General features: G+C 74.6%; 16 protein-coding genes. 15 read left to right on the top strand and 1 reads right to left on the bottom strand.

Going from position 1 to position 20,412, the window contains the following annotated elements:
- The first annotated feature begins 4 nt into the window (after positions 1-4).
- The 4 genes from FXF68_RS33065 (at position 5) to FXF68_RS33050 (ending at position 7,075) form a co-directional block, all read left to right on the top strand.
- Positions 5-3,010 carry an aminotransferase class III-fold pyridoxal phosphate-dependent enzyme gene (locus FXF68_RS33065; RefSeq protein WP_148766291.1) on the top strand — a complete coding sequence of 1,002 codons (3,006 nt, stop codon included), beginning with the start codon at positions 5-7 and terminating at the stop codon, positions 3,008-3,010.
- A gap of 1 nt (position 3,011) precedes the next feature.
- On the top strand, positions 3,012-4,676 hold the full coding sequence (locus tag FXF68_RS33060) for an amidohydrolase (protein ID WP_148766289.1): 1,665 nt from the start codon (positions 3,012-3,014) through the stop codon (positions 4,674-4,676).
- A gap of 37 nt (positions 4,677-4,713) precedes the next feature.
- Entirely contained in the window at positions 4,714-5,826 is a 1,113-nt protein-coding gene (locus FXF68_RS33055; protein ID WP_148766286.1) for an NAD(P)-dependent alcohol dehydrogenase, read from the top strand.
- A 67-nt stretch (positions 5,827-5,893) separates the two neighbouring features.
- Positions 5,894-7,075 (top strand): GNAT family N-acetyltransferase, encoded by a 1,182-nt coding sequence (locus FXF68_RS33050; protein WP_222870192.1) that lies wholly within the window; start codon positions 5,894-5,896, stop codon positions 7,073-7,075.
- Here FXF68_RS33050 and FXF68_RS33045 read toward each other — a convergent pair.
- Positions 7,072-8,703 carry a serine/threonine-protein kinase gene (locus FXF68_RS33045; protein WP_148766284.1) on the bottom strand — a complete coding sequence of 544 codons (1,632 nt, stop codon included), beginning with the start codon at positions 8,701-8,703 and terminating at the stop codon, positions 7,072-7,074. The genes FXF68_RS33050 and FXF68_RS33045 overlap by 4 nt on opposite strands.
- 79 nt (positions 8,704-8,782) lie before the next feature.
- On the opposite strand from FXF68_RS33045, the gene FXF68_RS33040 reads away from it, so the two are divergent.
- From FXF68_RS33040 to FXF68_RS32990, 11 genes are all read left to right on the top strand, one after another.
- Positions 8,783-9,370, top strand: a complete 588-nt coding sequence (locus tag FXF68_RS33040; protein ID WP_148766282.1) for a TetR/AcrR family transcriptional regulator — start codon at positions 8,783-8,785, stop codon at positions 9,368-9,370.
- An 18-nt stretch (positions 9,371-9,388) separates the two neighbouring features.
- On the top strand, positions 9,389-11,284 hold the full coding sequence (locus FXF68_RS33035) for a protein kinase domain-containing protein (RefSeq protein ID WP_148766280.1): 1,896 nt from the start codon (positions 9,389-9,391) through the stop codon (positions 11,282-11,284).
- 32 nt (positions 11,285-11,316) lie between these two features.
- Positions 11,317-11,997 (top strand): vWA domain-containing protein, encoded by a 681-nt coding sequence (locus FXF68_RS33030; protein ID WP_148766278.1) that lies wholly within the window; start codon positions 11,317-11,319, stop codon positions 11,995-11,997.
- A complete protein-coding gene (locus FXF68_RS33025) occupies positions 11,994-12,737 on the top strand; it encodes a PP2C family serine/threonine-protein phosphatase (protein WP_187438220.1) in 744 nt (247 codons plus the stop codon). Before FXF68_RS33030 ends, FXF68_RS33025 begins: the two co-directional genes overlap by 4 nt.
- A gap of 65 nt (positions 12,738-12,802) precedes the next feature.
- The gene (locus FXF68_RS33020; RefSeq protein ID WP_148766274.1) at positions 12,803-13,156 is read left to right on the top strand and encodes an ArsR/SmtB family transcription factor; all 354 of its coding nucleotides are present in this window, start codon (positions 12,803-12,805) and stop codon (positions 13,154-13,156) included.
- A 140-nt stretch (positions 13,157-13,296) separates the two neighbouring features.
- Positions 13,297-13,782 (top strand): NADH-quinone oxidoreductase subunit B family protein, encoded by a 486-nt coding sequence (locus FXF68_RS33015; RefSeq protein ID WP_148766272.1) that lies wholly within the window; start codon positions 13,297-13,299, stop codon positions 13,780-13,782.
- A 10-nt stretch (positions 13,783-13,792) separates the two neighbouring features.
- Positions 13,793-15,814, top strand: a complete 2,022-nt coding sequence (locus FXF68_RS33010; protein ID WP_148766269.1) for a proton-conducting transporter transmembrane domain-containing protein — start codon at positions 13,793-13,795, stop codon at positions 15,812-15,814.
- Positions 15,811-16,770 carry a respiratory chain complex I subunit 1 family protein gene (locus FXF68_RS42715; RefSeq protein ID WP_246179086.1) on the top strand — a complete coding sequence of 320 codons (960 nt, stop codon included), beginning with the start codon at positions 15,811-15,813 and terminating at the stop codon, positions 16,768-16,770. Before FXF68_RS33010 ends, FXF68_RS42715 begins: the two co-directional genes overlap by 4 nt.
- The gene (locus tag FXF68_RS33000; RefSeq protein WP_148766267.1) at positions 16,767-17,426 is read left to right on the top strand and encodes a hypothetical protein; all 660 of its coding nucleotides are present in this window, start codon (positions 16,767-16,769) and stop codon (positions 17,424-17,426) included. Before FXF68_RS42715 ends, FXF68_RS33000 begins: the two co-directional genes overlap by 4 nt.
- Positions 17,426-18,892 (top strand): proton-conducting transporter transmembrane domain-containing protein, encoded by a 1,467-nt coding sequence (locus tag FXF68_RS32995; RefSeq protein WP_148766265.1) that lies wholly within the window; start codon positions 17,426-17,428, stop codon positions 18,890-18,892. Before FXF68_RS33000 ends, FXF68_RS32995 begins: the two co-directional genes overlap by 1 nt.
- The gene (locus FXF68_RS32990; RefSeq protein WP_148766262.1) at positions 18,892-20,397 is read left to right on the top strand and encodes a hydrogenase large subunit; all 1,506 of its coding nucleotides are present in this window, start codon (positions 18,892-18,894) and stop codon (positions 20,395-20,397) included. The genes FXF68_RS32995 and FXF68_RS32990 overlap by 1 nt, the downstream gene beginning before the upstream one ends.
- The last annotated feature ends 15 nt before the right edge of the window (positions 20,398-20,412 follow it).

Genomic DNA, 20,412 nt, shown 5'->3' with positions numbered 1-20,412 from the left:
GCCCATGCCCGTCCAGAGCCACCGCGCCGGGCCCGACGAGCGCTACGAGCGGATCACCGCCGGGGTTCCCGAGCTGCCCGACGAGCTGGTACGGGACGTCCTGCGCGACCGGTACGGGCTCGACGCCGACGACCTCCGCCCGCTCGCCGGGGAGACCGACCGCAACCTCCGCGTCCGGGCGGGCGGGGCGGAGTACGTGTTCAAGGTCTGCGACCCGGCCGACCGCGCGGCCATCGACTTCCAGTCGGCGCTGCTCGCGCATCTCGACGGGCAGGAGCTGGGCTTCGAGGTTCCGCGGGGCGTCCCGGACGTGTCGGGCGCGCCCGTCACGTCCGTGTCCGAGGGCGGCCGCGACCTGCCGGTCCGGCTGCTGACCTGGGTGCCCGGGGAGCTGCTGGCCGAGACGGTCCCGGCGCGCCGGTCGGCCGAGCTGCTCGCCGACGTCGGCGCCGTGGCGGGACGGCTGACCGCCGCGACCGCGTCCTTCGCCCATCCCGCGCCGCCCGCGCCGCACTACTGGGAGTTCGGCCACGCCGGCACGGCGCTCGCCGGGTCGGCCGGGCACGTCCCCGACCCGGACGTGCGCGCCGCCGTCGACGCGATCCGGGAGCGGTACGAGCCCCTGCTCGCTGAGCGGCTGCCCGAACTGCCCACGGCCGTGGTGCACCACGACCTGAACGCCTTCAACCTGCTGGTCCGGCGGGACGGCGGCCGACGCCGGGTCAGCGGCGTGATCGACTTCGGCGACGCGCTGCCGACCGCGCGGGCCGCCGACCTGGCCGTGCTGATCTCCAGCGTGGCGCGCGGGGCCGCCCGGCCGCTGACCGTCGCGCGGACGCTCGTCGCCGCCTACCACGCGGCGTGCCCGCTGACCGAGGCCGAGCTCGACCTGCTGTTCCCGCTGGTCGCGGTGCGCGCCGCGACGGTCGCCGCCACGACCGCCCGGCTCGACGCGGAACGGCGGCACGGCGACCCCCGGCACCGGTCGGCGGCCGCCGCCGACCTGGTGCGGGCGCTCGCGGAGATCCCGGCCGAGCTGGGGCGCGGAGCCGTCCGGGAGGCGTGCGGGCTGCCCGCGCATCCGTCCGGACCGGCGCTCGTGTCCTGGCTGGCGGGCTGTGCCGCGACGGCGCCGGTGGACGGCGCGTTCACCACGGTCGACCTCGGCGCGTCCTCCCCCGTCTTCGACGGCGTCGACCCGCGCGACCACGACGCGCTGCGGGCCGCCGCGAACGCCGCCCTCCTGGCCGAGCGTCCGGACGTGGCGGTCGGGCGGTACGGCGAGCCGCGCTTCCTCGCGCCGCGCCCGCGCCGCGACGGCGGACCGGACGAGCCCGACAACGTCCACCTCGGCGTCGACCTGTTCGCGGCGGCCGGGACGCCCGTCCGCGCGCCGCTGCCCGGCCGGGTCGAGGAGAACGGCGCGGCCCTGGTGCTGCTCCACGAGCCGTCCGGAGGCGTCCCGTTCCGGACGCTCTACACCGGGCTGGACGGCGCGCCCGAGGCGGGCACGGAAATCGCGGCGGGCGAGCCGATCGGCCGGATCGCGCCGAGCACCGGGCTGCCGCCGCACGTCCGGATCCAGGCGACGTGCTCGGATCTCGGCACCTGGACGTCCGTGCCGTCCGGCGTGCCCGGCTCCGAGGAGGCGGTGTGGCGGGGCCTGTTCCCCGACCCGACGCCGCTGCTCGGCGCGCAGAACGCGGTCACTGCCTGGACGCCCGCGATCGACAAGGCGCTGGAGGCCCGCCGCAAGCACCTGCCGAACACGCACCCGACGTACTTCGCGGACCCGATCGCCATGGCCCGCGCCCGGGACTGCCTGTTCTACGACGAGCGGGGCCTCTCCTACCTGGACGCGCTCAACAACGTCACCCTGCTCGGCCACGGCCACCCCCGCCTCGTGGACGCCGCGACCCGCCAGCTCGGCAGGCTGAACACCAACACCAGGTTCGTCTACGACACGCTGACCGAGTACGCCGAGCGGCTCACCGCGACGCTCCCCGATGGGCTCGACGTCGTCTACTTCGTCAACTCCGGCAGCGAGGCCAACGACCTCGCCCTGCGCATGGCCCGCTTCCTGACGAAGCGCGACGACATCGTCATCATCGACGACGCCTACCACGGCTACACGACCGTGGTGGCGGACGTGAGCCCGTCGCGGTACCGGAACTACGGCAAGCCGGACACGACGCATCCGACGCCCGTCCCCGACCGCTACCGGGGCGCGTACGGCTACGACGACGCGGACGCGGGGGCCAAGTACGCCCAGCACGTGATCGACACGTTCGACCGGCTGGCGGCGGAGGGACGTCCGCCCGCGGCGTTCCTGTACGAGTCGCTGCTGGCGGGCGGCGGGCAGGTCGTCCTGCCGCCCGGCTACCTGGAGCCGATCACGGCGGCGGCGGCCGAGCGCGGCGTGCTGACGATCGCGGACGAGGTCCAGGTCGGGTTCGGCAGGCTGGGCGAGGCGTTCTGGGGGTTCCAGACGCAGGGGCCGGGCGTCGTCCCCGACTTCGTGACGATGGGCAAGGCAATGGGCAACGGGTTCCCGATGGCGGCGATGGTCACGACGCGGGAGATCTCGCGGGCCTTCGACCCGGCCGGGCGGTTCTTCTCCACCTACGGCGGCAACCCGGTCGCCTGCGCGGTCGGCCTTGAGCTGCTGGAGGTCGTCGCGGACGAGGGGCTCCAGCACAACGCGCTCGTCGTCGGCCAGTACCTGCGCGACCGGCTCGCCGGGCTCGCCGACCGGCACCCGCTGATCGGGGACGTGCGCGGGCAGGGCTTCTACAGCGGGGTCGAGTTCGTCCGCGACCGGGAGACCAAGGAACCGGCCTCGGAGGAGACGCTGACCATCTGCGAACGGCTCAAGGACCGGGGAGTGCTCGTGTATCCGACCGGACCGTCGTGGAACATCCTCAAGCTCAAACCGCCGCTGACGTTCACGCGGGGGCACGCCGACGAGTTCACGGACGCGCTCGACGCCGTCCTAGAGACGGGCTGGTGACATGACCGGACACGCTGACATGGTCCTGCTGAACGGGCGGGTGCTCACCGTCGACGACGCGTTCACGGTCGCGTCCGCGCTGGCGGTGACCGGCGACCGGATCACGGCCGTCGGATCGGACGACGAGGTCAGGGCCCTCGCCGGGCCGTCCACGACGGTCGTCGACCTCGACGGCCGGACGGTGCTCCCCGGCATCAACGACGCGCACCTGCACCTCGCGATGTTCGGCCTGGCCGGGCCGCCCTTCTCGGCCGACCTCAACGGCGTCGCCTCGCTGGCCGACCTGCGCGCGGCGCTCGCGGACGGCCCGCCCGGACCCGGCGGCAGCCGGTGGCTGATCGGCGAGGGCTGGCGGGAGGCGAACATCGCCGAGTTCGACGCCTCCGACCCGGGGCCGCACCGCTCCCTCATCGACGAGGTCACCGGCGACCGGCCGACCGTGCTGCACCACGCGTCCCGGCACTCGGTGCTGGTGAACACCGCCGCGCTGCGGATCGCCGGGATCACCCGCGACACCCCCGACCCGGCGGGCGGGCACATCGTCCGCGACCGCGACGGGGAGCCGTCCGGGCTGCTGCTGGAAGGGGCGAAGGGGCTGGTCACGCCGTTCGTCCCGGCGCACTCCGAGCGGGAGCGGCTGGACGCGATCGAGTCGGCGATGCGCACGCTCAACGCGCTCGGCATCACCAGCGTCACCGACCCGATCGTCTGGCCGGAGCTGCTGCGCGACTACACGACGCTGCGGCGGCAGGGGCGGATGACCGTCCGGGTGAACGCGCTGCTGCACTGGGACTGGCCGTCCCCGGCGAGCTCGTCCGAGCGGCTGGAGACGGCGCTCGGATACGCGGGGCTGTCCGCGGGGTTGGGCGACGACTGGCTCCGCGTCGGCGGCCTCAAGCTGTTCGCGGACGGCGTGCCCACGCAGTGCACGGCCTGGCTGCACGAACCGTACCCGGCCGGCGGGCACGGGAGCCTGATCACCTCGGGCGACGACGACGAGGCCCGCTACGAGGAGCTGCTGCGCTCGATCGAGCTGGGCCACCGGCACCGGCTCCAGGTCCAGGTGCACGTCACCGGCGACCGCGCGGCCGACGCCGCCGCCGACGGCCTGGTCCGCGCCCTCAAGGAGGACCCGTGGCCGGACGCGCGGCACGCCCTCATCCACGGCACGCTCCTCAACGAGGACGGCTTCGCGCGGCTGGCCGAGCACGACATCAGCGTGATCACCAGTTCGCTGATGAAGTCGCACAGCGGCGCGTCGATGACGCGGGCGATCGGCGCGGACCGGTGGGCCCGCGCGTTCCCGGCCGGGGCGCTGCTCGCGGCGGGCGTCCACGTCGCGGACAGCTCGGACGCGCCGGTCACCTTCCCCGACTGGCTTCGCGGCATCGCCACGTTCACCGGCTCCGCCCCGGGGCCGTTCGCCGACGTGCCCGCCGACCTGCGGCTCACCCGCGAGCAGGCCGTCCGGCTGTGGACCACGGCGGGCGCCTACCTGGAGCACGCCGAGGACCGCAAGGGCACCCTCACGCCCGGCAGCCTCGCGGACCTGGTCGTGCTGGACGGCGACCCCGTGACCGCGGACGGCGACGCGCTGCAGCGCATCAAGCCCGTGTTCACCGTGGTCGGCGGGCGCGTCGTCCACACTGGGGGAACGTCCGGCTAGCGATCTCAGCCGTCCGACCCCGTGAAGGAGCCCGCCCATGCGGATCACCGCCGCTCTCGTCGAGGAACTGGACGGCCCGTTCACCCTCACCGAGCTGGAGCTGGACGAGCCCGGCCCCGGCGAGGTCCTGGTCAAGGTGGCCGCCGCCGGGATCTGCCACACCGACGGGCTGGCCCGGCACGGCGACCTGCCGTTCCCGCTGCCCGGCGTCCTCGGCCACGAGGGCGCCGGGACGGTCGCCGCGGTCGGGCCCGGCGTCACCGGCTTCGCCGAGGGCGACCCGGTCGTCATCGGATGGCCGTCGTGCGGCGCGTGCCGCAACTGCCGGGCCGGGGAGCCGCGCTACTGCGAGATGCTCGCGACGGCGCTGGTCGGCGGCGGACGGCTCGGCGGGCCGCGCGCCGGGGAGACGGCGCTGCGCCGCCCGGACGGCAAGCCGGTCTCCAGCCACTTCTTCGGCCAGTCGTCGTTCGCGACGCACGCGCTGACCACGGCCGCCGCCCTGGTGCCCGTCCCGCCGGAGCTGCCGCTCGCGCTGATGGGGCCGCTGGCCTGCGGGGTGTCCACCGGCGCGGGCGCGATCTTCAACACGGTCCGGCCGGGCGCGGGGGCGCAGCTCGTCGTGTTCGGGACGGGGACCGTCGGCCTTGCCGCGATCATGGCCGCCCGCAACTCCCCCGCCACCCGGATCATCGCCGTCGACCGGCACGCCTCCCGGCTGGAGCTGGCCCGCGACCTCGGCGCGACCGACACCGTCGACGCGACCGGGCACGACCCGGTCGACGCCGTCCGCGACCTGTGCGGCGGGCCCGCCGACTACGCGCTGGAGTGCACCGGGGTGATCGACGTCGTCCGGCAGGCCGCCGACGTGGTCGGCATGCTCGGCACCTGCGTCCTCATCGGCGGTGCCCCGGCCGCCGCCGAGTTCTCCCTCGACCACCTGTCCACGCTGTGGGGCAAGCGGATCGTCGGGGTGCTCGGCGGCGGCGGGCGCAGCGAGGAGCTGATCACCGCGATCATGCGGCTGTACGCGCAGGGCCGCTTCCCGTTCGACCGGCTCGTGGAGTACTTCGACCTCGCCGACGTCCAGACCGCGCTGGACCGGTCCTACGCGGGCGAGGTCATCAAGCCCGTGCTGCGCATGCCGTGAGGCCGCGCACGGGCCGACCACGGGGCCTGCGAAAAAACGGGTTGCGCGGCGGACATACGGTGGAAGCGTGATCGAGATCAAGGACATCCCCGAGGCCGACGCCGACCGCATGGTGGACTTCGCCGGGATCGTGTTCCACAGCCGCATCGAGGACGGCGACCACGAGCGCAACTCGTGGGTGGCCCGGCGCGCCGAGCGGATCGGCGCCTACGACGGCGGCACGGTCGCCGGGCAGCTCGCGGCCCTCCCGATGCGGCTCGCCGTGCCCGGCGCGCTGCTCGATTGCTCCGCCGTCACGTTCGTCGGGGTGCTGCCCACGCACCGCCGCCGCGGCGTCCTCACGTCCATGATCGAGCGGATGCACGCGGACGCGGTCGCCGCGGGCCGCCCGGTCGCCGCGCTCTGGGCGTCGCAGGGCGCGATCTACGGACGGTACGGCTTCGGCCTCGCGACCCGCGCCATCGGCCTGGAGATCGACGCCGCGCGTCCGCTCGAACTGCGCACGACGCCCGATCCCGCGCCGCTGCGGCTGATCGACCTCGCGTCCGCGCCGGAGATCCTCGGCCCGATCCACTCGCGCGCGCTGGCCGCGCGTCCGGGCGGGCTGGTCCGCGACCCGGAATGGTGGACGCGCGGCACGCTGCGCGCGGTCGAGCAGGAGGCCCCCGGGTTCAGCGAGCCGCGCGTCGTCGTCCATCCCGGCGGCTACGCGGCCTACCGCGCCCACGAGCACACCGTCAGGGTCGAGGACCTCGTCGCGGACACACCGGCGGTGGAGGCCGCGCTGTGGCGGTACCTCGCGTCGATCGACCTGATCAAGGTGGTGCACGCGCCGAGCCGCCCGGTGGACGACCTGCTCCCGCTCATGGCCGCCGATCCCGACCAGGTCGTCGTGAAGAACGGCTACGGCGCGCTGTGGCTGCGGCTGATCGACGTCCCGGCCGCGCTGCGCGCCCGGTCGTGGGCCGCCGAGGACGCCTTCGTGCTGGACGTCCAGGACGACCGCCTCCCGGCCAACGCGGGCCGCTGGCGGCTGACGACCGGCGCCGCGCCCGCGTGCGACCGGACGGACGCGGCCCCCGACCTGACCCTGTCCGCCGCCGACCTGGCGTCCGTGTACATGGGCGGCACGCGGGTGTCCGCGCTGGCCCGTCTCGGCGTGGTGACCGAGCACACCCCGTCCGCGGTCGCCCAGCTGGACGCGGCCCTCGCCATTCCCCTCGCGCCTTACACCAACGACGACTTCTAGGTGACGGCGAAGCCCGTGCAGGCTATGGGCGTGGCCTTGCCGTTCGCCGGGACGTGGTACCACAGCACCGTCCAGGCGCCGGGCGACAGGGGGAACACCTCGTTGTTGGCGCCCGGCCAGCTGAAGTCCTCCGGATAGGTCACGGTCAGCGCCTCGGCCATCGTCGCCTGCTGGCGGGGGTCCGCCTTCGCCGGATACCGGATCGGCTTGGAGTTGACGATGCCGGTGATCCGGTTGCCGCCCTGCCCGGCGGGCGGCCTGATCTGGGCGGCGATGGAGTAGCCGGGAGGGCCGTACCACTCGAAGAGCAGTTTCAGGTCGACGCTTCCTCCGGCGCGGATGGCCGCCGGCGTGTGCGCCAGTCTCATGGTCGCGGCGAGCGTCTGGTCGTCGGGCTTGACGTTCTTGTCGCATTTGCCGGTCGCCGGGTCCCAGGTGAAGGCGCCCACGCGCTGGTCGATGGACGTGATCTCTGGGGCCTTCGCGGCGGCCCGGGTCGCGGCCGGGGAGTGCGTGACGCCGCCGGTCGTCGTCCCGCCAGTGGTTCCGCCTGTGGTCCCGCCCGTTGTGCCGGTGCCGCCGTGTGCGGAGGGGCCGGTGTCGGGGAGGCTTTCGTAGACCAGGAGGGACGCGGCGGCCAGCAGCGCCGTCCCGCCGAGGATGACGGCCACCCGCCGCCGGGTGCGGGACGGCCGGGTCACCGACGTCGCCACCGCCGTGCGGCCGTGGTCGGGCGGGACGAGCCCGTCCGCGATCGCCGACCGCAGGTCGGGCGGCGGCGGGGCGGTGAGCGCCACCAGCCGCCGGTAGTCCGGATGCTCCGCCAGCGGGTCGCGGACCGCGCACAGCCGCATGACCTCCTCCGGCCCCGGCCGGGCGGCGGGGTCCTTGGCGGCGCAGCGGGTCAGGAGGGCGGCCAGCCGCGGGTCGACGCCGTCCAGGTCGAGGTCGCCCGCCAGGGTGCGGTGGACGATCACGGAGAGGCTCTCGTCGCCGAACGGGGGCCGCCCGGTCGCCGCGAAGGCGATCGTCCCGGCGAGCGAGAACACGTCCGACGCGGCGGACGCCGGACGGCCGTCGATCAGCTCCGGCGCGACGAACCCGGGCGTGCCCGTCCAGGCGCCGGTCCCGGTGATCTGCTCCTGGCCCTCGCCGCGGGCGATGCCGAAGTCGATCAGGCGCGGCCCGTCCCGGCCGAGGATCACGTTCGCCGGTTTGAGGTCGCGGTGCCGGACGCCCTGCCGGTGCAGGTCGCCGAGGCCCTCGGCCAGCGCCGCCAGCAGCCGCAGGCAGGTCTCCGGCGGCAGCGGCCCGTGCCGCCGCACCGCCTGCTGGAGCGTCGGCCCGGGGACGTACTCGGTCGCCAGCCAGTACGGCGGGGCCGCGACGCCCGCCCCGACGAGCGCGGCGGCGAACCGGCTGCGCACGAGGCCGACCGTCTCGACCTCGCGGCGGAACCGCGCGAACGCCTGCGGCGCGGTGAACTCCCTGCTGATCACCTTGAGCGCGACGTGCAGGCCGCCCCGGCTGAGACCGAGGTAGACCTCGCCCATGCCGCCGGCGCCGAGCCTCGCCAGCACCGGGAAGCCGCCGATCTCCGCCGGGTCGTCCGGCCGTAGCGCCTGCATCGCCGACCTCCGGGCGGACGAGCCGAAAAGGACACGCCGAGTATGATTGACTGAGCGTCATTCAATCAAGGGGAACGCGATGTCTCCGCGCAACGTCGGCACCAACCAGCGGATGCGCGCCGAGGCGAAGGCCAAGATCCTCGCCTGCGCCCACCGGCTGTTCAGGGAGCACGGCTACGACTCGACGAGCCTGGCCCGGATCGCCCGCGAGGCCGGGGTGTCGGCGGGCCTGACGGTCTACTACTTCCGCACCAAGCACCACCTCGTCCAGGCGCTGGCGGACCGGCTGCTCCACGAGAGGGTGGTGCGGCGGATCGAGGCGCTCGACCCGGGCGCCGGTCCGGACGAGCGGCTCGCGACCCTGGTCGACGCGGTCCTGGAGGCCGCGGCGGCCGAGCCGCAGATCATCGCCCTGCACCTGGCCCTGCTGCTGCGGCCCGGCATCGCCGAGACCCTCGCCGACGCCGAGCACGAGCACGAGGAACGGCTCGCCGTCCTGGCCCAGGAGATCCTCGCGTCCAGGGGAACCGACGCCGTCACCGAACAACTGCTGTTCCGCACCTCGATGATGGGGCTCGTCTATGGAATGGTCAGCCCGTATCAGCCATTGCCGCTGGAAACGGCGCGCGCGCACATGTACGCCCAGTACGGCCTGGCCGAGCGGTAAAGGGCCCGGGGCCGGAACATGCTGACGGTCGGCGGCGGCGGGGAGTTGCGGGTCGGCCCCGCGTTCCGCCGGGGCGGGCAGGGCGAGCTCTTCGCCGTTTCCGGACGGCCCGACCTGGTGTTCAAACGCATCCACGACACGGAACTGGCACGGGACGCCGCATGGCCCGACCGGTTACGCGTCATGGTCAGCCATCCCCCGCCGGGAATCCGGGACGGGCACGGGCATGTGCTGCTGGCCTGGCCTTCCGACTACGTCCTGGACGGCGACCGCTGCGTGGGCTTTCTCATGCCGCGCCTGGACGTTTCCCGGACCGCCGAACTGCACCTGCTGGCCAATCCGTCCGACCGGCGCTCTCCGGCTCCGGGTGGGCCGCATTGGGCCGTGCAGTGGACGTGGCGGGAATTGCTGCACACCGCCGTGAACCTGGCCGCGGCCGTCCGGGTCGTCCACGAGTCGGGCGTGGTGATCGGCGATTTCCAGGAGCGGAATGTGCTCGTCGACCAGAGGGCACTCGTGTCCTTGGTCGACTGCGACTCGATGCAGGTCGCCGATCCCGACACGGGACGGGTGTTCCACTGCACGGTCGGACGGCCCGAATACACCGCGCCGGAGTTGATCGGCGCCGACGTCGCGAACCTCCGCCGGGAGCCGTCGTCCGACCTGTTCGCCCTCGCCGTCCATATCCATCAGATCCTCTTTTCCGGCGCCCATCCCTTCGACGGTCTGTGGACCGGGTCGGGAGAAAAGCCGCGCCGGGACCGGTTGGCGGCGAAGGGCTGGTACGCCAACGGCCGGAAGGGTCCGCTCCGCCCGCCGCCGGGCGTTCCCGGGTTCGAGCTGGTAACGGCCCCGGTCCGCGACCTGTTCGACCGGGCGCTGGCCGAAGGGGCGCGCCGTCCGGAACGGCGGCCGACGGCGGCGGAATGGCAGGCGGCGCTGCGGGAACTGGCCGCCGACCTGAGGAGTTGCCGGGCGGACCGGACACACGTGTATCCGCGGGAGGCGGCGTCGTGCCCGTGGTGCGCCGCCGAACGCGCACGGTCTGAGCACGCGCCGCCCGTCCCCGGCCCCGTGCCCCAGCAGGTCGCGGCGGCGGCGCCCGTGCGGAGGCGCCGCCGGTGGCCCGCCTGGGTCGGCGCGTTCGCGGTCCTGGCGACGGTGGGCGCGTTCGCCGTTCCGAAGGTCGCGGACGCGGTACGAACCGAACCGGCTCCCCCGGACGTCGCGGCGCCCCGACTGTCGGGTGCCGCGACGCATACCGTCCCGGCCAAGGCCCAATTTCAGAGCGCCTATCCTTCGACGCTGAAAATCGAGCGGGCCACCCTCAGCGGGTTCCGGCTGACCGTGAGTTTCGACGCGCGCGGCGACTACGTGTCCAATCCCGGATTCCGGGGGGCGCGGCTGCTCGTCCATACCCGCCGGGGACTGGTCGACGTCGCCCCGATGAAGCTTGAGCCAATCGCTTCGGACCAGCAGCACATCGCGGCCCGCCTCACCTATCCGGCGCATCTGCCGGGTGACTACGACTTCGTTTTCAACCGCGACCGTTTTGCCTGGACGCGGATCGGCCGTGTCGACGTGCCCGCCGTGGCCTTCGTCCCCAACGCGAACGGAGCGTTCGGAACTCCGGCGTCCTGGACGCTCTTCCGCAAGACGTCCCTGCCCGACGGACGTCTCCGCCTCGACGTCGGCGGCTATGGACGTCCGAGCGCGAGCTGCCTGCTCCCGAAGAAGAGCGAACCGAAGACGACCGAACGCGAATACCAGAACCAGAACTACTTCACCTGGAACGGCACCACCTCGATGGCGGTCGGCAACTCCCCGTTCTACCGCGCCACGCTCACCTTCCCCCACAAGGGCCGAGCGTTCCGCTTCTACTGCCGCATTTCCGAGACCGAGGTCCCCCTCTAACCCCCAAGCTCCCCCGAAAGGAACAGTCCAGAATGACCGCACCCTTCACCCCGCGTTTGAAACTGGACAATCGCGATCCGCGCGTCGCCTGCGTCCTGCTCCTCGACGTCTCCCTGTCGATGGGCGGCGCGCCGATCGACGAACTGAACCGCGGGTACGCGCAGTTCTGCGGCGAACTCGGCGAAGACCCGCTGGCCCGCAAGCGCACCGAGGTGGCGGTCGTGACGTTCGGCGGCGAGGTGCGCGTCGCGCAGCCGTTCGCCGAGGCCAGAGAGCTCGCGCCGCAGCGGTTCTCGGTCTCGGGCACGACCCCGCTGGGCGAGGCCCTCGACACGGCGATGGACCTCGTCGAAGGGCGCAAGGCCGAATACCGGGCGGCCGGGCTGGAGTACTACCGGCCGTGGCTGTTCGTCCTGAGCGACGGGTCGCCCACCGACGGGGAAAGGTTCGAGAACGCCGTCCGCCGCCTGTCGGAAATGGAGCGCGCGAAAGGCGTGACCGTGTTCGCGGTCGGAATCGGCGAGGCCGCCGACATGACCCAGCTCGCGCGACTGTCGCAGCGCGGTCCGGCGCGGCTGCGGGGCCTCCAGTTCGGGCCGATGTTCGCGTGGCTGTCGGCGTCCATGCAGCAGGTCAGCAACTCCGTCGCGTTCGGTCCCGAGAGCGACACCGCGCAGATCCCGCTGCCGCCGGTCGGCTGGGGCACCGCGTGAGGGTGCTGGCCGCCTCGGTGACCGGCGCCGCGCACCGGCGTCTCGGCCGGGACTGCCAGGACGCGTGGGCGTCGGCGCGGACACCGGCGGGCCTCGTCCTCGCGATCGCGGACGGCGCGGGCTCCCGCGAGCACGCGGCCAAGGGCGCGCGAACGGCGGTCGCCGCCGCGTGCGCGCCCGCCGAATCGGAGGACGACCCCCTGCTCGGCGCGTTCGCCTCCGCCCGGCGTGCCGTCCTCGGCCTGGCGTCCGACCCGGCCCCCTTCGCCTGCACGCTCACGGTCGTGGTCGTCGGCGCCGCCGAGGTGGCGGCCGGGCAGATCGGCGACGGGATCGTCGCGGTCGAGCAGGGCGGCGTCGAGCAGGGCGGCGTCGCGCGGAGCGCGGCGGTGACGGCGCGGGGCGAGTACGCGAACGAGACGGTCTTCCTGACGTCCCGGGACGCGATGGACGCGCTGGCCGTCGAACGCTTCCCGGCGTCCGAGGTGACGGGCGTGGCGCTGTCCACGGACGGGCTCCGCTCGGTGATCCTGGACGACCCCGCCGCCGGAACCCTGTACGAGCCGTTCTTCACCGACCTCTGGGCCTACGCCCGGCGGGAGTCCGCGGCCTCGGACGGCCTGCGCGCCTTCCTCTCGGAGGTTCCGGACGGCACCGGCGACGACAAGACCCTCGTGGTCGCGGTGCCCGGCGCGACCGGCGAAAGCCGTCCCCCGGACAACACGGACGACCCGGTCTAACGCGCCCGCTTGCTAAGTTTGGCAATTGCCGAGGTGGTCACCCCGGCGAAGGGGGATCGGGCATCGTGAGCGCGCCGCTGTACCAGCTCAAGGCGGAGTTCTTCAAAACGCTCGGGCACCCGGCCCGGATCCGCGTGCTGGAGCTGCTCAGCGAGCGCGACCACGCGGTGGCCGAGATGCTCCCCGAGGTGGGGATCGAGCCCGCGCACCTGTCCCAGCAGCTCGCGGTGCTGCGCCGCGCCGGGCTGGTGGTCTCCCGCAAGGAGGGCTCCACGGTCATCTACTCGCTGACGAGCCCGCGTGTGGCGGAGCTGCTCGGCGTCGCCCGTGCCATCCTGACCGGCGTGCTCTCCGGTCAGGCGGAACTCCTCGACGACCTCCGGGCCGCGGGCGCCGCCGAAGGCAGGAAACACTCCTAGCAGGACCCCCTCGGACTGACCCGGGTCCGGTCCCGTGCTGTTGTTTCGAGTTGCTAACGTTGGCAATTGCGCAGGACGGTAACTTCCTACGCTTCGGTGCCCTATGCCCCCGTACGGGCCGTCTCACATTGAGGAACACGGTGAAAGATCTGCTGCGCAAGATCCGCGCGACGGGCCGGGTCGCGGAACCGCCGCCCGCGCGGCCCGAGGGCGCGTCCCCGGAACGCGCGCGGGAGTTCGGCGGCTCGGTGCAGGTCCGGCACGTGGACGCGGGGTCCTGCAACGGCTGCGAGGTGGAGATCGCCTCGGCGTTCGGCCCGGTGTACGACGCCGAGCGCTACGGGGCCCGGCTGGTGGCCTCGCCCCGGCACGCCGACGCGCTGCTGGTGACCGGGCCCGTGACGCGCAACATGCGGATGGCGCTGCGCCGCACCTTCGAGGCCGTCCCCGAGCCGAAGGTCGTCGTCGCGGTCGGCGACTGCGCGCGGAACTGCGGGGTGTTCGCCGAGGCGTACGGCGTGGTCGGCGCCGTGGGCGACGTCGTCCCGGTGGACGTCGAGGTGCCCGGCTGCCCGCCGCCGCCGGACGCGATCACGGCCGCGCTGCGGGGGCTCACCGGCCGATGAGCCTGAGCCGATGAGCCTGACAGGCGCCGCGCTCGGCGCGGGGCTCGGATCGAGCCTGCTCGCCGCCGCGGCCGGGACGCTGCTGCCGCGGCGGGCCCGCCGCGTCGGCGCGGGCCTCGGGACCGGCGCGGCCGGGATCGCGGCGGTGGTCGCGGGCGGCGCGGCGCTGTCCGGCCGCCCCTGGGACGCCTGGTACCCCGACCTTCTGCCGCTGGCCGGGATCCGGCTGTCGGTCGACCCGCTGAGCGGGCTGTTCCTCGCGGTCACGGGCGCGGTGGCGGTATGCGCGGCGGTCTACGGCGTCGGATACGCACGCGGCGGCCACGGCCTGGACGGAAGAGCCACCCAGGCGATGGTCCCGCTGTTCGTGGCGGCGATGCTGCTGGTGCCCGCGGCGGCGAGCGCGAGCACGTTCCTGGTGGCGTGGGAGCTGATGGCGCTGACCTCGCTGCTGCTGGTCGTGGCCGAGCACCGGCGGCGCGCGGCGGTGGCCGAGGCCGGGCTCTGGTACGCGGTGATGACGCACCTCGGGCTGGTGGTCGTGCTGGCCGGGCTCGCGGGGTTCGCCGCGGCGGCGGACGGCGAGTCGTTCGCGCGGATGCGCGCGGCGGCCGACGGCATGTCGCCCGCCGTGCGCGGCGCCGTGTTCTGCGCGACGTTCGCCGGGTTCGCGTCCAAGGCGGGCATCGTCCCGCTGCACGTGTGGCTGCCGCGCGCGCACCCGGAGGCGCCGAGCCACGTGTCCGCGCTGATGAGCGCCGCGATGGTCAACCTCGGCGTGTACGGGATCGTGCGGGTCGGCTTCGACCTGCTGGGCGGCGGCCCGGAGTGGTGGTGGCTGCTGGCGCTCGCCGCGGGCGCGGCGTCGGCGCTGTACGGGATCCTCCAGGCGGCCGTGGCGACCGATCTGAAGCGGCTGCTGGCCTATTCGACGTGCGAGAACATGGGGCTCGTCCTGCTGGGCGTCGGAGCGTCGGGGCTGTTCGCGGCGGCGGGCTCGCGTCCGCTGGCGGCGCTGGCGATGACGGCCGCGCTGCTGCACGTGGTCAACCACGCGGGGTTCAAGACGCTGCTGTTCCTGTCGGCCGGGTCGGTGGTCCACGCGACCGGCACCCGCGACCTGGACGCCCTCGGCGGCCTGCGGTCGCCGATGCCCGCCACGACCGCGCTGTTCGGCGTCGGGGCGCTGATGGCGTCGGCGCTGCCGCTCGGCAACGGGTTCGTGAGCGAATGGCTGCTGGTGCAGAGCCTGATCCACGCGCTGCCGTCCGGCGGGACGGTCACCGCCGTCACGATGCCGCTGGCCGTGGCGGTCGTCGCGCTGTCGGCGGGACTGGCCGTCGCCACGTTCGTCAAGGCGTTCGGCGTCGGGTTCCTGGCCCGTCCGCGCACGCCCGCCGCCGAGCGGGCGCACGAGAGTCCCGCGACGATGCTCGCGGGAATGGCGGCGGCGGCCGTCTGCTGCGTCGCGCTCGCGCTGGCGCCCGGGTGGGCGGCGTCGGGCCTGTCCCGCGCGATCGCCGTCGCGGCTCCGGGCCCGGACGCGGTGTCCGCCCAGGCGACGCTGCGGCCCGCGGGCCTGCCGAGCACCATGTCCCCGCTCGTGATCGCGGTCGCGCTGCTGGTCGCCGTGGTCGGGCCGGCCGCGCTGCTGCGCGCCGCCGCGTCCCGCCGGGCCCGGCGCAGGGCGCGGCTGTGGGACTGCGGGGCCGGTCCGATGTCGTCCCGGATGGAGTACACCGCGACCTCGTTCGCCGAGCCGCTGCAGCGGGTGTTCGACGACGTCCTCGCCCCGGAGACCGACCTCGACGTCACACCGGTCACCGAGTCGGCGTACCTGGTGGACAGCGTGACCTACCGGGCCAGGGTCGGCGACCGGATCGAGCACCGGCTGTACCGCCCGGTGCTGGCGGCGGTGGCGTGGACCGGGCAGGCCGCCCGGCCGCTGGCGAACGGCAGCGTGCACCGCTACGTCGGGTACGGGTTCTACGCCTTCACCGGTGTGCTCGTCGTCCTGGCGGTGCTGCGGTGAGCGCGGTGAGCGCGGCGGGCGCGGTCGGCGCGGCGGCCCAGGTGGCGCTGGTGGCCGCCGGGGCGCCGGTGCTGGTCGGGGTGATGCGGCAGGTACGGGCCCGGCTGGAGGGACGCGCCGGTGCGGGCGTCCTGCAACCGTGGCGGGACCTGCGGAAACTCGTCCGCAAGGAGGCGATCTCACCCGACGGCACCGGTCCGATCTTCCGGATCGCGCCGCTGGTGCTGGCGGGCACGGCCCTGGTGATCGCCGCCGTGATCCCGGTCGCGACCACGGCGTCGCCGCTGGACGGGGCCGCCGACCTGTTCGCCGTGGCCGCCCTGCTCGCGCTCGGCACGGTCGCGCTGGCGCTGGCCGGGCTGGACACCGGCACGGCCTTCGGCGGCATGGGCGCGAGCCGCGAGATGACGGTGATGGCGCTGGTGGAGCCGACCATCCTCGTGTCGATCTTCGCGCTGTCGGTGCCGGTCGGCTCCACCAACCTCGGCGCGATCGTCACCTCGACGCTGCACGAGCCGCAGCGGGTGGCGTCCCCGGCGAGCGTGCTGGCCGCGGTCGCGCTGGCGGTGGTGGCGATCGCGGAGACCGGGCGGATCCCGGTGGACAACCCGTCCACGCACCTGGAACTGACGATGATCCACGAGGCGATGGTGCTGGAGTACGCCGGGCCGGACCTCGCGCTGGTGGAGTGGGCGTCGGCGATGCGGCTGACGATCCTGCTCGGCCTCGTCGCCAACCTGTTCGCGCCCTGGGGCATCGCCGGGGCGTCCCCGGCGATGCTGCCGGTCGCGCTCATCGCCTTCGCCGCCAAGGTCGCGGTGCTCGGCGGCGCGCTCGCCGCCGGCGAGGTGTTCATGGCCAAGCTGCGCATGTTCCGGGTGCCCGAGCTGCTCGCCGGGTCGTTCGTGCTCGCGCTGCTCGCGGTCGCCGCGTCCTACTTCCTGGTGGCGCCGTGAACCACGTCCTGTACGTGCGGCTCCTCGACCTGGCCTGCGGCGCGTTCCTGCTGGCCGGGGTGCTGGTGCTGTGGCGGCGCGACCTGGCCGCGATCGTCCGGCTGTTCGCCGCCCAGGGCGTGGCGCTCGGCTGCCTCGTCGCCGTGCTCGGCGTGGACGCCGGCGACCCCGGGGTCATCGCCCTCGCGGCGGGGATCGGGCTGCTGCGCGCGGTCGCGCTGCCCTGGCTGCTGCGGCGCGCGATGACGGCGGGCGGCGCGGACCGCGAGACCGACCCGCGGGTCAACGTGGCCGCGTCCCTGGTGGCCGCGGCGCTGCTGGCCCTGCTGGCGTACGCCGTGACCCGTCCGGTGGTGGCGCTCGACCCGGCGCCCGCCGTGCGGGCCGTGCCCGTCGCGCTGACCGTGGTGCTGATCGGGCTCTTCGTCCTCGTGACGCGGCGGCGCGCCCTCTCCCAGGTCGTCGGGTTCCTGCTGGTCGACAACGGCATCACGGCCGTCGCGTTCCTCACCACCTCGGGGGTGCCGCTGATCGTCGAGCTGGGCGTGTCCCTGGACGTCCTGCTGGCCGTGCTCGTGCTCCAGGTGCTGACCGCCCGGATGCGGGCCGCGTTCGGCGGCACCGACCTCGACGACCTGCGGGAGCTGCGGGACTGATGACCCTCCTGTTGACCGCCCCCGTCGCCGCGCCCGCGCTCGCGGCGGGCGCGTACGCGGCCTTCGGATGGCGGCGCGGCACGGCCTGGCTGGGCGCCGTCGCCGCCGTCGCGCTGCTCGCCGCCGCGATCGCCCTCGCCGTCCACGCCGTGGACGCGCCCCGCACCGGCCTCGGCGGGCTGCTCCGCGCGGACGCCCTCAGCGCGTACATGCTGATCGTGATCGGCGCGGTGGCGGTGCCCGCGACGCTCGCCGCACCCGGATACCTCGACGCGGAGCGCACCGCCGCGCGGGACGCGCGCCGCTACGGCGTCCTCACCCAGGGGTTCGTCGCCGCGATGGCGCTCGCCGTGCTGGCCGCCAGCCTCGGCGTCCTGTGGGTGGCGATCGAGGCGACGACGATCCTGACCGCGTTCCTCGTCGGGCACCGCCGCACCCGCAACGCCACCGAGGCGGCCTGGAAGTACGTGGTGATCTGCTCGACCGGCATCGCGCTGGCGCTCCTCGGCATCGTGCTGCTGCACTTCGCGGCGCGGCACGCCCACGTCCCGTCGTCCGGGTCGCTGGACTGGACGCGGCTCACCGCGCACGCCGGGCAGCTCGACGCGGGCGTGACGCGGATCGCCGTCGCGCTGCTGATCCTCGGCTTCGGCGCGAAGGCGGGCCTCGCCCCGCTGCACGCCTGGCTGCCGGACGCGCACAGCCAGGCCCCGGCCCCGGTGTCGGCGCTGATGTCGGGCGTGCTGCTGTCGGTCGCGTTCTACGCCGTCCTGCGGGTCAAGGTGATCGCCGACGCCGCGCTCGGCGCCGGGCCCGCCCGGACGCTGCTGCTCACCGTCGGGCTGGCCTCGCTCGCGGTCGCCGCCGCGCTGCTGCTCGCGCAGCGCGACTACAAGCGGATGCTCGCCTACTCCAGCATCGAGCACATGGGCCTGCTCGCGGTCGGCGCGGCGATCGGGACGCGGCTCGCCGTCCTTGCGGTGCTGCTGCACATCCTCGGGCACGGGCTCGCCAAGTCGGTCGCGTTCCTGGCGTCCGGGCACATCGGCCGGATCGCCGGGGGCAGCCGGATCGACGCCGTGCGCGGCCTCGCCGCACGCGCCCCGCTGGTCGCGGGCGGGTTCGGCGCGGCGGTGCTCGCGCTGCTCGGCTTCCCGCCGTTCGGCCCGTTCGCCAGCGAGCTCGGCGTCCTCCGCGCCGGGTTCGCCGCCGGGCTCGGCTGGGCGGCCGGGATCGCGCTCGTCCTGCTGCTGCTCGTGATGGGCGCGCTCGCCGCGCGCACCGGCCGGATGCTGCTCGGCGCGCCGCCGGACGCGCCCGGCGCCGCCGCGCTCCCCGTCCGGCTCCCCCGGGCGGACGCGGCGGCGCTCGTCCTCGGGCTGCTCGGCTGCGCCGCGATCGGCATCGGGCTCGGACCGCTGCGCACCCTCCTCGACCACGCGGCCACCGTCCTCGGAGCGCACTGATGGCCCCGCCCGAGCGGACGAGCGTCGAGGTCAACGCGGGCGCGCTGCCCAGGCGGGCCGCCGCGCTGCTGGACGGCGGCTCCCGCCTCGCCCTCGTCGCCGCCCACCACGACCCGGACGCCCTGCGCGTCGTATACCTGTTCACCCACCCCCGGACCGACCGGCGGACCGAGCTGCACGTCGCCGTCGACCCGGCCGACCCGGTGCTGCCCAGCCTGGCCGGCATCAGCTTCCCGGCGGGACGGTTCGAGCGCGAGATGCACGACCTGTACGGCATCGTCCCGGAGGGGCACCCGCTGCCGCGGCGGCTCGTCCGCCACCACCACTGGCCCCGCGGCTGGTACCCGATGCGCGCCGACGCCGGACCGCCGCCCGAGTTCGGCGACCCCGCGGGCCCCTACCCGTTCGTGCAGGTCGAGGGGCCGGGCGTCTACGAGATCCCGGTCGGGCCCGTGCACGCCGGGATGATCGAGCCCGGCCATTTCCGCTTCTCCGTCGTCGGGGAGAGCATCCTCAAGCTGAAGGCCCGGCTGTGGTTCGTGCACCGGGGCGTCGAGAAGCTGTTCCAGGGGCGGCTGCCAGCCGACGCCGTCCCGCTCGCCGAGCGCGTCAGCGGCGACACCACCGTCGGCCACACCCTCGCGTTCTGCCTCGCCGTCGAGGAGGCGGCGGGCGCGGAGGTCGCGCCCGGCGCGCAGCGGGCGCGGGCGATCCTGCTGGAGCTCGAACGGCTCTACAACCACGTGACCGACCTCGGCGCGCTGTGCAACGACGTCGGGCACTCGATCCTCAACGCCCAGTTCGGACGCGTCCGCGAGCAGTTGCTCCGGCTCAACGCGCAGGTCACCGGGCACCGGCTGCTGCGCGGCGGCGTCCATCTCGGCGGGGCCGTCCTGCGCACGATCCCCGGCCCGGACGTGCTGCGGTCCATCGAGGCGGACGTCGCGGAGATCGTCGCGCTGGCGCTCGGCCACACCGTGGTCGCGGACCGCTTCACCGGCACCGCGCCGCTCACCGCGCGGGCCGCCCGCGACCTCGGCGCCCTCGGCTACGTCGCGCGCGCCTCCGGCATCGACGCCGACGCCCGCCGCGACCACCCCTTCACCGACCTGCGCCCGGCGCTGACCGTCCCGACCGCCGGGACCGGCGACGTGCTGGCCCGCTTCCAGATCCGGGCCCGCGAGATCGGCGCGTCGATCGCGATCGTCAACGACCTGACCTACGGGACGAACCCGGGCTCGGCCACCTACTGGCCGCCGCTCGACCCGCCGCCCGCCCCGTCCGGCCGCCCGGCGTCGGGCGTCGGCGTCGTCGAGGGGTGGCGCGGCACGATCGTCCACCGCGTCGAGCTCGCCCCCGACGGCACCCTGACCCGCGCGAAGATCGTCGACCCGTCGTTCTTCAACTGGCCCGCCCTGCCGCTCGCCCTGAGCGGCGCGATCGTCCCCGACTTCCCCCTGGTCAACAAGAGCTTCAACCTCTCCTACGCGGGCAACGACCTCTGACCGCCGGCGCTGGCC

Origin of the sequence: Actinomadura decatromicini (assembly GCF_008121305.1) — a bacterium.
Classification (GTDB): domain Bacteria; phylum Actinomycetota; class Actinomycetes; order Streptosporangiales; family Streptosporangiaceae; genus Spirillospora; species Spirillospora syzygii.
The sequence above is the reverse complement of the archived record's forward strand: the minus strand, read 5'-3'. Positions and strand labels throughout refer to the sequence as shown.

Bases quoted from the DNA above. Each gene is read 5' to 3' on its own strand.
- FXF68_RS32995 (WP_148766265.1), top strand. From the start codon at position 17,426: ATGACCCTCCTGTTGACCGCCCCCGTCGCCGCGCCCGCGCTCGCGGCG.
- FXF68_RS33045 (WP_148766284.1), bottom strand. From the start codon at position 8,703: ATGCAGGCGCTACGGCCGGACGACCCGGCGGAGATCGGCGGCTTCCCG.
- FXF68_RS33035 (WP_148766280.1), top strand. From the start codon at position 9,389: ATGCTGACGGTCGGCGGCGGCGGGGAGTTGCGGGTCGGCCCCGCGTTC.
- FXF68_RS33030 (WP_148766278.1), top strand. From the start codon at position 11,317: ATGACCGCACCCTTCACCCCGCGTTTGAAACTGGACAATCGCGATCCG.
- FXF68_RS33055 (WP_148766286.1), top strand. From the start codon at position 4,714: ATGCGGATCACCGCCGCTCTCGTCGAGGAACTGGACGGCCCGTTCACC.
- FXF68_RS33040 (WP_148766282.1), top strand. From the start codon at position 8,783: ATGTCTCCGCGCAACGTCGGCACCAACCAGCGGATGCGCGCCGAGGCG.
- FXF68_RS33060 (WP_148766289.1), top strand. From the start codon at position 3,012: ATGACCGGACACGCTGACATGGTCCTGCTGAACGGGCGGGTGCTCACC.
- FXF68_RS33065 (WP_148766291.1), top strand. From the start codon at position 5: ATGCCCGTCCAGAGCCACCGCGCCGGGCCCGACGAGCGCTACGAGCGG.
- FXF68_RS32990 (WP_148766262.1), top strand. From the start codon at position 18,892: ATGGCCCCGCCCGAGCGGACGAGCGTCGAGGTCAACGCGGGCGCGCTG.
- FXF68_RS33010 (WP_148766269.1), top strand. From the start codon at position 13,793: ATGAGCCTGACAGGCGCCGCGCTCGGCGCGGGGCTCGGATCGAGCCTG.